The sequence below is a fragment of the Flavobacterium chilense genome, assembly GCF_001602525.1.
Lineage (GTDB): Bacteria > Bacteroidota > Bacteroidia > Flavobacteriales > Flavobacteriaceae > Flavobacterium > Flavobacterium chilense.
Window position 1 is genome coordinate 328,601 of record NZ_LSYT01000001.1, and the last position, 14,054, is coordinate 342,654.

Genomic DNA, 14,054 nt, shown 5'->3' on the forward strand with positions numbered 1-14,054 from the left:
TTGTTTTTAAATTAGTTAGTTATTTTCGCTTTATTTAAGAATTACTAAATTGAAGGTTACTCAGGTTTTTGTACATACCATTCTCAAGATTTATCAATTCCTGGTGTGTTCCTTCTTCAGTTATTTTTCCGTTATCTAAAACTAAAATTTTGTCAGCATTTCTAATGGTCGAAAGTCGGTGTGCAATAATAATACTTGTTCTTCCTTCCATTAAAACTTCTAACGCTTCCTGAACTAATTTTTCGCTTTCACTATCTAATGATGAAGTGGCTTCATCTAAAATTAAAATACTTGGGTTTTTAAGCAATGCTCTCGCAATGGCAATACGCTGACGTTGACCTCCTGATAATTTTACTCCTCGTTCTCCCACCAATGTTTCGAATTTCTCCGGGAAACCTTCAATAAAATTAAGTGCATTTGCCTGTTTAGCAGCCAGCATAATTTCTTCGTTGGTTGCATCTGGTTTTCCGTATGCAATGTTTTCTTTTATTGTTCCTCCAAATAGAATTACGTCTTGCGGAACGATACTCATGTTTCCACGAAGGTTTTCAAGATCGTAATCGTAAATGTTTTTTCCATCCACAGTAATTTCTCCTGAAGTAATATCGTAGAAACGTAATAATAAAGATGAAATGGTAGATTTTCCGGCTCCACTTGGCCCTACAATGGCTATTTTTTGACCAAATTCTGCAGTGAAGTTAACATCTTTTAGTACCTGAATTTCTTTTCTTGAAGGATAACTAAAAGCAACATTCTGAAAAGAAACATTACCTTTTATTTTTTCTAATGGTGTAGTCGTTTGTGCAGCGCTAATTTTTTCCGGAGTTTCTTCCAGTAATTCAAAAACTCTCTCAGTAGCTCCAATTGCTTTTTGAATTTGTGCATATAATTCGGCAATTCCTCCAAATGAAGCTCCAACAAAAGTAGAGTACAATACAAATGAAATTAACTGTCCCACGCTCATTTCGCCGGCAATACTTAAACGTACACCATACCAAACTACAGCAACGATAGCTCCAAACAAACAGAAAATAATAAATGATGCAAAATAACCTCTGTATTTACCGCCTTTAATAGCCAGTTTTACAACTTCGCTTATTTTTCCTTTATAGCGTGCAATTTCATACCATTCGTTTGCAAAAGCTTTCACAATACTAATTCCCTGCATGGTTTCTTCGACAATAACCTGACTTTCGGCTACCTGATCCTGAACTTGTTTAGAATATTTTCTAATAAAACGTCCAAAAATCACAGCAGCAACAGCAACTAACGGTACAACTGCCAGCATCAATAAGGTTAATTTCAGGCTTTCTGTTGCTAATAAGATCACTCCACCAATAATAAGTATAAATTGACGCAAAAACTCTGCTATTGTCGAAGTTAAAGTATCCTGAATCTGGGTAATATCAGCACTAATACGGCTGTTTAATTCTCCAACTCTTTTTTGGGAGAAAAATGTCATAGGCAATTTCACCAAATTGGTGTACAATGATAAACGAAGGTTTGCCAGTGTATTTTCAGTAAAATTCACAAAAAGTGATAATCTGAAAAAGGAACAAAAAGATTGTAAAAATAAAATCACAATCAGACCCAATGCAATTTGATTGGCCTGATCACTGTTTTTGTTCTTTACACAGTCAATCAGCATTCCCATTAATTTAGGAAAGGCGAGGGCAGTGGCTCCAGTAAGTAAGAGAAAAACTAAACCAACATAAAATTTCCATTGGTGTTTTCCAGCGTATTTAAATATTATAGTTGCTTTATTAAGGGAAGTAGCGGTAATTTTTGATTTTGGTAAATCATTTTCTTTAAATCTTGCCATTTGAGTATACAATTAAGGTATGCAAATGTATGATTATAGCCAGTGAATACAAAGCGATATTAAGAATTAGACATTCCGTTTTCGTTTTTTAACGAAATAATAAGAAAACAGTAAAAAATATTTCATTTTTAAGAAGCTGAAAAATAGCTTAGTACTAAAAAAGCTAAAAAAAAGTTTCATTTTTTTTTAAATTTATAGTTGTAAATACAAAATCTAGCTGTAGATTTGCACTCGCAATCAGAAACGATAGCAACCTAGTAAAATAGGGCGATTAGCTCAGCTGGTTCAGAGCACCTCGTTTACACCGAGGGGGTCGGGGGTTCGAACCCCTCATCGCCCACCACTTATTTTAGGAATGATATTATAAAGTTCCACAATCTTACTAAAAACCTGCAAATTTCGGATTTGCAGGTTTTTTTATTTATATCTGTTTCCTCCAAAATTTTCAAAAACGCTCAAAATTACATGGCATTTTTATGGCACTTTTAAATTTTAAAAAAATGTGCCACAAAACAATAATTAAAATATTGATAATCAACATGTAAACTACGTTAACGACTTGATTTTAAGACGCTATAGCTCGACATTTACTCATTTAAATTGTTGAATTATGATAGAAAGTAGTTTTGGATTAACCTTCTTTTTGAAGGTCCCACGAAAAAAAAGCAATCTTAGGTATATTTACTTAAGAATTATCGTTGATGGAATTCCCAAGGAAACTTCTACAAAACGTAGATGGGATATGAACAGATGGGATCAAAAAGCTGAAAGAGCTATAGGTTCAAAAGAAGACGCCAGGATCATTAATTTTTTTCTTGATGCAATTGAAACTAAGATCAACAAGTACAGAAATGATTTGCTTTATGCAGAACACCCTATTACCTCTCAAAAAATAATAGACTTTGTTATGGGACGACTAGCACCAAAAGTAAAAGTGCTTGAAGAATTCCTTAACCATAACAACGAATTACGTGCCCTCGTGGATGTGGGAGAATATGCTATTGGAACACATGAACGTTTTGAGATATCCAAAAAGCATATAAAAGAATTTCTCTTGTTCAAATTCAACTTGGAAGACATGGAATTCCGAGACTTGAATTATGAATTTATAAAAGATTATGAGTTTTATCTTAAGACAGTAAAAAGTTGTAATAACAATACTGCATTAAAGTACATTACAAATTTCAGGAAAATTGTGAGACGGGCAATTGATAAAGAAATCATTAAGGAGGACCCTTTCAAAAAATTCAAAGGGAAAAAGACAAAAACCAAGAAAAAACCACTCACAGGAATAGAATTGAATAAGATTGAGAATCATACTTTTTCTACTCCAAGATTGACTGTTATACGTGATGTATTTATATTCCAATGTTACACTGGCCTAGCTTACATTGATGCGTTTCAACTTAAGAAGGAAGATATCAAGATAGGCATTGATGGCGAATACTGGATTATGTCTGACCGTCAAAAAACAGAATCAGCAACAAATATTCCATTACTACCCAAAGCTCTTGAAATTATAGAAAAATACAAAAATCATCCTCTTTGTCTTAGCAGAGGAACTGTCCTTCCAGTAAAATCAAACCAAAAAATGAATGCTTACCTAAAAGAAATTGCTGATTTATGTGGATTGAATGTTATTTTAAATACACACAAAGCCAGAAGGACTTTTGGCAGTACAGTTACACTTGCTAATGACGTACCGATTCACATTGTAAAAGAAATGCTAGGGCATCAATCGGTACAACAAACGGAAGAATATGCAATAACTGAGCAGCAGACAGTTGGTCGACAGATGATTGAATTGAGAAATAAACTAAATAAAAAAGCAGCATTCGACTCTGAGGATAGTCTATTATTTACTTTAAAGAAACTTGAAAATGACATTTTAGATTTAAAGAAAAAAATAGCCATAAAAACAGAAAAAATGGTTGATAAAATTTCTTTTAAATAATTTGAAGTTACCAGCTTTCGAAAATAAACCTGAAAACACCAACCTGACATTTGTTGTTGAACGATTAAATCATACTTATTCCTATACTTTGTTAATAACAATTTCTTGTTTTACGGTTTTCCTCATATTACTTGCGTTTGCTTTTTTGTATTATTGTAAGAATATAATTATTTCAAAAATAAACAGAGTTGTCTACAAATAAGCACGCCATAATAAGATACCAAACTTTGGATAAAGGTTTCCATAATTTAGAAAAGAATTATAAACATCCTATTTTGAACACGATTAGTATTAAGAATTGTTAATATACATAGAAACTTTAATATGTTAGATAGAAACATCCGTATAAATAAGGTTTTAAGGGAACTAAATATTTCTCTTGAAAGAGGTGTCGCTTTTTTAAAAGAGAATGGAATTTTTATTGAAAGTAATCCAAATTCTAAGATTAATCAAATTGAGCATGAGATTTTAGTGCAGCAATTCTCTTTGAAAAAGAGAATTGCTGATCCTATAATATCTGAATGTAATTATCTGAATATCAATAATGAAAAAGCATCATTTACTTCTAAAGTTATCATAACTAATCAAAAATTAAAAGAAATTAAAAGTAATGTAAACCTTTTTACACAAGGTAGCATTGTAAAGTGTACAATATCAAAAATTATAGTACCGTCTCAAATCATAATTGAATATATAGATGGCTATATAGGAAGACTTTCGTTAATTGATATTTCTTGGTCCCTTCCTCAAAGTGAACAGGCATTTAAAAAGTATAAAGTTGGAGACACTATCGAATGTGTTGTTTTTGAGGTTAATGAAGCCAATAAGCAAGTCATTTTAACTCAAAAGCATCTCGTTGAACCGATTAATCAAACGGTCAAGTGGGAAAGGTTAGAACGAGGACAAGAGTATGATGTAGAAATAATTCAAAATTTAAATAATACCTATATAGTTCAAACCAAAAATAAATTATTTGGAATTGTTAGAAAGTCGCTACTTAATAACCAAACTGAAAATTTAAGATTAAAAATTAATAGTAAATTTGAAGATTCAAGTTTAATCGATTTTATTCCATCACATCAAGAAAATGATGATGAAGATTTAGTAGAAGATTTAGTAGAAGACCGTTTAAATTTTATTGAAGAAGATTTACAATCATTTTCTAAATTCAAAAGATCTGTTCTTGGCAAAAATGCTTCGGATAAACAAATTCAAAAATTAAAAAAAGGATTTGAATTAGACACTAACCTTTTTAGTAAAGACATTGATACTGGTGTGGTATTGTACTTGCAGTTTATACTTAATAGTTCCCCTTTTGAAACTGATTTAAAGCAAAAAGCAATACCTTTTTATTTAAATCAAATAGAACATAATATTGAAAATGAAAAAGCTGTCCTTGAAATAGTCTCAAATAAAAAATATTGGATAAACATTAATAAACGTAAAGAAGAAAATAAAAAAAATAATAAAGAAATTATTGAAATACTTGATTTTTCAATTTATAATGAAGAAATCAATTTTTATGGATTTATCGAAATACTTAAGGATAAAAAAAATGTAAAATTTGGGATAACAAATTTTAGTGTAGGCCAAAATTTAGGTTTTGCTTCAAGAACAAAAAAAAACAGTACTAAAAATGGTTCATTTCTTTTTAATAATAAATTAAAAGTTATTAGTCCATTAACTCCTTTACCATTTGATAATTCTCAAAAAGAATTTCTTGATTATTGTTTATTAAAACTAGAATGTTTTGAAATAGTTAATGAATTAAAAAAGGAAACTGGTGAAATATTAAAACAAGAAGGTAGAACTTTAGAAATAATTGATAAGTTTTTAGAGTATCAAATTAGTTTATTAGCTAATGATGCAGAAAATAATGTTTTTGTTGAAAATTTTGATAAGATAAACAGTAATTTCATAGGTATTTCTGTTAAACTTCCAAGGGAAATTGGAGATAAATTAGAATTAGAAGAAGGTAGTGTAATAAATGTTAAACAGTATGATAAAGAAAAACTATCCAAATTGTCTGATGGTTTTATTTCGATACAAGAAGATAATTACATATTAAACTTCTACAAAGATATAAACCTCGAATTGTTACAAAATGGATTTTACCTTGATAAGAGAGTTTCTACAAAACAATTTGATATCCAAAGGGAAATAATAAAAGATTTTTTAGAAAAAAAAATCAAAATAGATCATATTGAAAATTTATTGGTCAATCCATCAACAGTTAAATTTCCTATTTTAAAAAATATAAAATTTAATAATGAAGATTTAATAAGGACAGAAATTGAACAACCTGATAATACTCAGGTTAGAGCAGTTAAAAAAGCTGTTGGAAATAAAAATGTTTTTTTAGTTCAAGGACCTCCAGGAACAGGTAAAACGACTGTGATTGCTGAAATTATAGAGCAGTTAACTGCTATTGGAGAAAAGATATTAGTTTCAGGTCAAAACCATGTTGCAGTAGATAATGTACTTGAAAAAATTGCTAAAAACCCAAACCTAAATCTTTTACGTGTTGGAAACCCTGAACGTATTAATAAAGATTTATTGAGATATTGCTACGAGAATCTTGTTAAAGAGTACAGGGAAGATTATAAATTGTTCATTAGAAATCAAAAAAAGCTAGCTGAACTATTTTTAGATTTTGTAAAAAAAAATGTAGATACTAAAATTAGATTGAAGGTTTATAATGAGAAAGTAAACGAAGTAATAAAAGAGTATCGTTTCTTACAACAAACTTTTAAAGATAAACACCATATTCTTAGAGATAATTTAATTGGTTTGTCCATTAAGGAGCTTTTCGAAACAATTCAAGCTTTAGTTAAATGGGATGAATCGTTTAGTAATGAAAGTGAAATTTTATTACAACCAATTATTTATAATTCCGTTGATGTCGTTTTTGCGACATGCATTGGTATCAAAGGGGATAAAGTTTTTAAAGAAAGTAATTTTAAATTTGATACCGTAATAATCGATGAAGCTGGAAAAGCTAATATAGCAGAAACTTTAGTCGCAATTGAATTAGGTAAAAAAGTAATTTTAGTGGGTGACCAAATGCAGCTACCACCTTATATGGATAGTTCATTAATTGATAAAGAGGACCCTAAAAGTTTTCCTAATTCTGTTTATGGTCATGGATTTACTGAAAATGAAATTATACATGCTTTAAAAACATCTTTTTTTGAGTTTTTAATTAAAAGAATAGATGATAGTAAATTCCCTTCAGAAAATAAGGAAATGCTTAATTATCAACATAGAATGCATCCAAATATTGGTAATTTCGTTTCAGAATCTTTTTATGGTTCTAAAGTGTTAATGGGTAGTAGAACTCATTTAAATAAAATTGAATTACCTGCCCCTTTTGATAAAGAGGTCATCTTTTTTGATACTTCTAATTCAAAAAATCCTTATGAACAAAAAGAAGATAATTCAATAAAGAATGATACTGAAGCAGAATTTATAGCCGAATTCATTTTACCTAAGCTTTTAGACAGCAATATTAATACTGAAAATATTGCAGTAATTGCTCCATATAAGTTTCAGGTGGCAAATATTAAAAAATATTTAAATAAATCAACTTCATGTCAAAATAAAAATATTGACGTTTCAACCTTAGATTCATTTCAAGGTAAAGAATATGATATTATTATTTTTAGTTTCACAAGGTCAACAAATCATTCTATAGTAAGAGCTATTAATGGTAAGAAAAAATACAGCAAAGTAGGTTTTTTGGATGATGCAAGAAGGTTAAATGTAGCTTTTAGTAGAGCGAAAAAAAAATTGATTTTAGTCGGAAATGAAAAAACTTTAACTGATCCCCGTTCTCATTTTGACTTAATTTTTAAGTACACAAATTTATTTGCAAAATTAGTACAGCTTAGCAAAAATGACAAAATAGGAAATTTTATAAATATAGCGGATTATCATAGTGTAACAACTCCATTTGAAAAATTATTAGATAAGTATAAAAAAGATGATGAAGTAAATGCCAATTTTAAAACTATTGGAGTATCAAATGGTAAAAAATTTGGAGCTTTTTTTTATGTTGATGGCTATGAGTGTTTATTGCCAATTTCTTTTATGTCAGAACAATTTAAGAATGGATTAGAAAAATTAAATATTGGGGATGAATTAAAGTTAGTAATCTCAAGTTTTGATAAAAAAAGCGAACGGGTTACTTTAGGTTTTCCTAAAAGGAATTTAAGAAAAAATACTATTATAAAGGAATCCTTTGCAGATAAAAAGAAAAGACTGTGGAATGTTAATAATAAAAATCTATTTATTGGAAATAAAATGCCTGCAAAAATTATTTCTCAAAAACATTTCGGTTTTTTTGTTCAATTTGAGAATGGATTTGAAGGGTTATTGCATAATAGTCAAATTCCTGAAAATATAATTATTCAATTAAACCAAACCATTGAAGTTGAAATATCTGAAATTAATGAAGATAAAATGCAAATTAAATTAAAAATATAGCATGGGATTATTCAGTATAGATTTTGAAAAATTATATGAAGATTTATCTTCAAGAGATGAACAAATATTGGGTATGTTTTGCATCCAATATCCCATTTATTGTATTCATTCAAGTATATTAGACAGTACAAAGGATCCTTTGGATAGTCTAGATAAAGTAATTATAGATTTTTTTATAGCGAAACCTGATTATTCGATTCAACAGGTAGGTGCTTTATTAGGATCTTCAAAATCTCTTGTAGAATTCAGAATTAATAAATTAATTTATGACGGTCATTTAATGGCAAAAAATAATGGTTATTTTTTAAGTGAAGAAGGTATTGATGTTTTTATAAATAAAATCTTAATTCGACAACATAAAAAGTCGTATGATTTTTATGTAGATGGAATTACTTTAAAACCACTTCCAAAAGTGTTTTATACGTTTTATAATTCAAAGTATGTTAATGAAAGTGATTCTTATTCATATACAAATTCTTTTGGAAGTACAAAAACTATTAAGACATTTGGTCCAGATATAGTTCATACTCCACTATCAAAATCTTTGATTATTGAAGAAATAAAAAATATTGATTTTCATAATAGAGAGGATATGAAAATTCCATTAGGATTAATTGATATTGAAGATTTATCATTCTCAAAGTTATCATTCAATTGTATAGTTAATATAACCAAAAAAGATGGTTTACTAAAGAAAGAACTATTAGATGGATATCCTTTTTATTTGTTATCCGATAATAATTCATATTATGAGGCTGCTCGAAAAAATATAATTTCTTTTGAAAATAACATTAAAGATAAAGTAAGAGACCTTCAATTTAAGATTATAATTCCAAGACAAAGGGAAGGTAATAATGTAAATTCTAAACCTATACTAATATCTAATTGGCAAGAAATAGATAGATATAAAAACAGTGAAAATAAATGTTTTTCTTTTAGTACTGAAGATTTATTAAAAGTAATAGAAGGTGTGTTTAACATTAAAAATGCAAGCCTAGAGAATATTGTAAATGATGATTCTGAAATTAGTATTGATATAAATAGTGAGATGCTTTTAAACTCACCTAATAGAAGAAAATTAATTTCTAATATTATAAGAAAGAGGGATTATGAGTTTGGAAAAAGCGACAACAATGTATTTATTTTGTATATATATTATAAAACTACAGATGTATTTGTTAATAAAGTAGTGAAGTTAAAGAATGTTTTGGATAATTACAAAACTCATCAAATGGATATGGTTGCTTTTAAAAATAAACATCCTGAGTATAAATATGATTTAAAGAAATGTTTAGTTGCAGCAGGAGAATATGATTTATTAGAAAAACTGGATATTAAACAATTTATGATAGAGATTTAGTTATGATAATAGAAATTAAACATACGGACAACCTTGAGACAGGTGCATTTATAATTAATAAAAATGCAAAAGCATATAGTGTTTATCAAGAAAATGAATTAATTTATCTAACTCAAAATAGTAATTTAAGACTAAAAGAGGAAATAATAAATATTATTCAATCAAGCAAAGTTGTACTTAAGATTTGCAGTTTTATAGTAACCGATAAAGAAATTTTTGATTTAATTCTTGATAAAGCACAAAATTCAAACATCTCTATCTTTATCTTAACTCAACTCGATAGCTCTAAACTTGAAAATTTTGAATCACTAAGTGAGTATCTAACTGAAGAGGAGTTAAACACCAAAACTTCCAATCAGCATTTGTCGAATATAAAAATGTTATATGATAATGGTGTTCATGTTAGAGCTTCTGAATCAGCTCATGCTAAGTTTATTATTACAGATAGAGTTAAAGGGTTTATTACAAGTGCTAATTTAACCACGCCTTCCTTAAATGAAAACACAGAATCGGGTGTGTATATAGATGAGAAAAGTAGTCAAGAATTAGATAAACTATTTGATTTGATTTACTTAAAAGGAACGAATTATACTAAATTTATAAGTACTTCTAAAAAGAATAAAATGATGGTAGTTAATACCGATATTGACTACACATTTGATAATTTACCAAGATCTATTGATTCAAATTTAAGATTTACGTATTTAAATATAACTACTAATCTTTTAGATGAAATCATTAATATTATTAACAAGGCAAATGAGTACATATACTTATCGACATATAGCATAGTTGGATTAGAGAATATTCAAAAACTCATAAATACAATTGATAATGCTATTATTAGAGGTGTTAAGGTTTCTATATTTTGTAGAGGTATGAATTATAGAAATGACCATTTGCTTGCAACAGAAAAATTAGTTAAAATTGGTTGTAATGTTTTTGGTAATTATGACAATCATTCAAAGGGACTTATTTCAGAAAATGAAGGGTTAATTTTTACAGCAAACATTGATGGTAATCACGGTTTAATTAATGGCTTTGAAGTTGGATATAAGTTGAATGAAAAACAAAGAGTAGAATTTTTAGAATTTCATAAGCACTTAATCCAAAACAGTAATTATATATATAAAATCAGACCACAAAGAATAGAATTAATAAAGGCATATATTGTTTACGAAAAGTATAAAAAAATGGAACCCCCTCAAATTCCTTCTGACCTTTGTATAAAAGCAAAATTAGATCTAAATATTGAAAAAGATGATTTCCTAAAGCTACCAATATTTTATAGTATATCAGGAAAAAATACCCACTTAACAGTTGGTAAGTTTACCTATGATTCTGTTTTTGAGGGTAATACTTTTTCAATAAAGAAAAAACTAAAATACCAATTTAATAGAGAAAAATACCTTCTTAAATTCTTTAATTTAATATTAGAAATAGAATAATGAAAAAGCAAATACCTTATTTAGACGAGTGGCTTGAACTTGCCAATTCAGGTAATTTTAATAAAGCTCAAGAAATTTATTATGAAAACCTTTTTGAATCAGTTATAGATAATTTTATAAGCAATTATAAAGATATTATTCCGTCAGGTGGAGTATTGTTCTCCATTTTAGGATTTTCTCCAGAACCAATTATATTAACTGCAAAAGCATTGGAACCTGAAAGACATATCATTTTCACAACCAATAATAAAAGTGATGGTAATGATTACTTAGAAAAATTTCTAGAATCAAAATATGAAATGATTTATATAGAAGATGAAAATTTTAATACAATCTATAAAGCTTTAAAAGAAAGTTTGATTTTGAATCCAAATTCAAATATGACACTAGATATAACCGGAGGGAAAAAATCAATGGTAGCAGCAGTCAGTATATTTGGAAAAGATTATGGTTGTAAAATTGTTTATGTAGATTTTAAAGAATATCTAAAAGAATTAAGAAAACCAATGCCAGGTTCTGAAATTTTAAATATTGTATATGATCCTTTAGCTAATCAACCAGAAATATTTCTTTTATGAAACATCAAATCGTATTGGTTGGAGGTCAGTTGTTGCCTATATATATTGGGATTAAAGAATTTAGTCCTGAAAAAATTCATTTCTTAGTTTCAAAAGAATCAGTTGAAAGCCTTCATAATCTGAAACCTATGATTAAGAGAATCTCTCAAAGTGAATATAGATGTAATGCCTTTGATTTCTATGAAATAAAAGCAATATTTGAGAAAATAATTCTAAAAATCAGTCCAGAAGACACTGTAACATTTAACTTAACCGGAGGTACTAAAATAATGGTACTCGCTTGTCAAGCTATTATACACGAAAAAGGATTAAGTGGATTTTATATAAATCAAGATGATTCGTATCTAGTACTTCCTTCGTATGAAAGAAGAAACATAATTTCTGAATTAACAGTAAAAGAGTTCTTTGATATTAATGGGCATAGTACTTATAATTTCAAAAAAATGAGTGATTTTACAAAAGAGGATATTAAAACATCCGAAAAAATTAAAATTTTCGCAAATAATACTTCTAGATATAAATTGATAATTGGTTTTTTTAGAAAAAAATTTTTTGATAAAAATTTGGCGTTACCTCTAAATGGTTTTGAATCAATTAATAATAACCTTAAGGTTACTTGGAATCAAACTTCAATAAGCATAGAATCAAATAATAAAAACATCTTAACAATAAACTCAAAATTAGCTCACGAGTTGCTATTTAAAGCTGTCTGGTGGGAACTTTTAGTAGCAAATGAAATTAGTATTTCAAACAAATACAAAGAGGTATTATTGAGCTTTGAACTTACTTTTAAATCAAATAAACAAGTTGCTAAAAATGAAATTGATATTTTAATTAATACTGGAAAAAAATTAATTTTCATTGAATGTAAATCTGGACTTGTTAAACAAGAAGATATAAATAAAATGAAAATCGTTAAACAAACGTATGGTGGTGTAATATCTAAATCTATTCTAGTTTCTCGCGAATTACCAAATCCATCAATAAGAGAAAAGTGCAAAGAGTTAGATATTGAATTGTTCTTCTCATTTGCATTAAAGCAAGAAGTAAATCCATTAAATAAATTATCGAAAGTAATTAATGATTTTGAACGTAAAGCATCAATTTAATTTGTTACTTTCATAAATAACAACAAATTTTTATAGTAGATCTATTAACTTAAAATATATACAATTATAATTGTATATCATAGCATTTGGTACCTTGGCGATACAGAAGATTAAGGAAGCCTTATTTTTTGTTTAAACACTTTTTTTAAAATTTGCAATCAACTGCCAATTAAGCTTAAACCCGCCATAGTATAGCAAATCTCGCTTATTTTAATAAATAAAGTTTCAAGTAAAAATACCTGATTTTTTAGAAAAGATTATCAATATATGATCCTGATATCAATTTTCATGATACTTTTATATTTCAATAAAATCTGTAGTGATGTGCTTGATGCACTTAAATTCAGCCATATTACCAAACTACAATTATAACTTATTTTTTATAGGCAAACTGTTCTGTTCCTTTTGATCTCTTTCGTTCCTTCTATTGGAAAGTCCATAAAATATCTGTCACTCAAATCAGCAGTTGTGGTCATATGAATAAGGTTTGAAATAAAATACGAATGAGATAATCCGTCTAACTTATAAACATTATAGAAATTGGAGTCGCAATTTGCTTGAATTGGTGGATATAACCCTTCACTTCTCAACCAATGACGTATAAATATGTTACCACCTAATGAAAAATGATTAATTATTCCTCCTGAAAGCCTTAATGATTCATCAATAATATTTGAATTGATTCCTCCTTGATAATCAAAAGAAATAAGACCTCTAAATATTCGATTGTTATCTGTTCTTGACAAAGTTGGGAATCTAACAATTGAGCTGAAATTTTCCACAACTTTATACAATCCATTTTTATGTGTTCGATTTGACGATACTTTTGATTTAACTTCGATTAATGCTTTAACGCTATTTTGTGTAACAATTACAAAGTCTCCTTCAGTAAATATTGTAGGTTGCGTATTGTCATAAATTAATATATCAATCTGTTTCGAAACAGTATTTTCAGTATGAGAAATTTGATTCAGAACAAATCCTGTTCCAACAGATAAATTATTTGGTAATCTACTTCTTAAAATAGCTTTAAGTTTTTCTTCTTTATATCTTCCGTCTTCTCCCCAATTAGCTTCTCCAATTAAATTTCTTACTCGATTTTTTATTGTGTCAAGTTCACGATTAATCGAGAGTTGATATTCTAATGTGTTAATCATATATTTTTTATTTAAAGAGTAAGTCTTTTTTGTTTCAAAATGAGGCATAACTTATTGGCGATACAAGATGTTTGCAAGTTATGAAACTGAGTGTTTTCGGCTAAACGTAAACGTGATAAAAAACGTTAATTCTACTAACTT

8 protein-coding genes and 1 tRNA gene are annotated in these 14,054 nt (G+C 28.0%); 7 read left to right on the forward strand and 2 right to left on the reverse strand.

The genetic code is table 11. The features are described from left to right. Positions 1 to 34: 34 nt before the first annotated feature. Positions 35 to 1,822: an ABC transporter ATP-binding protein gene (locus A4F88_RS01265; protein ID WP_068840727.1), complete on the reverse strand. Its 1,788-nt coding sequence runs from the start codon at positions 1,820 to 1,822 to the stop codon at positions 35 to 37. Between the two features lie 265 nt (positions 1,823 to 2,087). Between A4F88_RS01265 and A4F88_RS01270 the strand changes: the two genes are divergently transcribed. From A4F88_RS01270 to A4F88_RS01300, 7 genes are all read left to right on the forward strand, one after another. Beyond that, a tRNA-Val gene (locus tag A4F88_RS01270) sits at positions 2,088 to 2,165 on the forward strand. Positions 2,166 to 2,432: 267 nt separating this feature from the next. After that, on the forward strand, positions 2,433 to 3,776 hold the full coding sequence (locus A4F88_RS01275) for a site-specific integrase (RefSeq protein WP_068840728.1): 1,344 nt from the start codon (positions 2,433 to 2,435) through the stop codon (positions 3,774 to 3,776). A gap of 324 nt (positions 3,777 to 4,100) precedes the next feature. Then, positions 4,101 to 8,261 carry an AAA domain-containing protein gene (locus A4F88_RS01280; protein ID WP_068840729.1) on the forward strand — a complete coding sequence of 1,387 codons (4,161 nt, stop codon included), beginning with the start codon at positions 4,101 to 4,103 and terminating at the stop codon, positions 8,259 to 8,261. Position 8,262: 1 nt separating this feature from the next. After that, positions 8,263 to 9,621: a hypothetical protein gene (locus A4F88_RS01285; protein ID WP_068840730.1), complete on the forward strand. Its 1,359-nt coding sequence runs from the start codon at positions 8,263 to 8,265 to the stop codon at positions 9,619 to 9,621. A 2-nt stretch (positions 9,622 to 9,623) separates the two neighbouring features. Continuing rightward, the gene (locus tag A4F88_RS01290) at positions 9,624 to 11,069 is read left to right on the forward strand and encodes a phospholipase D-like domain-containing protein (RefSeq protein ID WP_068840731.1); all 1,446 of its coding nucleotides are present in this window, start codon (positions 9,624 to 9,626) and stop codon (positions 11,067 to 11,069) included. Further along, positions 11,069 to 11,647 (forward strand): hypothetical protein, encoded by a 579-nt coding sequence (locus tag A4F88_RS01295; protein WP_068840732.1) that lies wholly within the window; start codon positions 11,069 to 11,071, stop codon positions 11,645 to 11,647. Before A4F88_RS01290 ends, A4F88_RS01295 begins: the two co-directional genes overlap by 1 nt. Beyond that, positions 11,644 to 12,756 (forward strand): Card1-like endonuclease domain-containing protein, encoded by a 1,113-nt coding sequence (locus A4F88_RS01300; protein ID WP_068840733.1) that lies wholly within the window; start codon positions 11,644 to 11,646, stop codon positions 12,754 to 12,756. The genes A4F88_RS01295 and A4F88_RS01300 overlap by 4 nt, the downstream gene beginning before the upstream one ends. A 380-nt stretch (positions 12,757 to 13,136) precedes the next feature. On the opposite strand, the gene A4F88_RS01305 is transcribed toward A4F88_RS01300, so the two are convergent. Then, a complete protein-coding gene (locus A4F88_RS01305) occupies positions 13,137 to 13,913 on the reverse strand; it encodes a DUF6602 domain-containing protein (RefSeq protein WP_143154996.1) in 777 nt (258 codons plus the stop codon). Positions 13,914 to 14,054 lie beyond the last annotated feature (141 nt).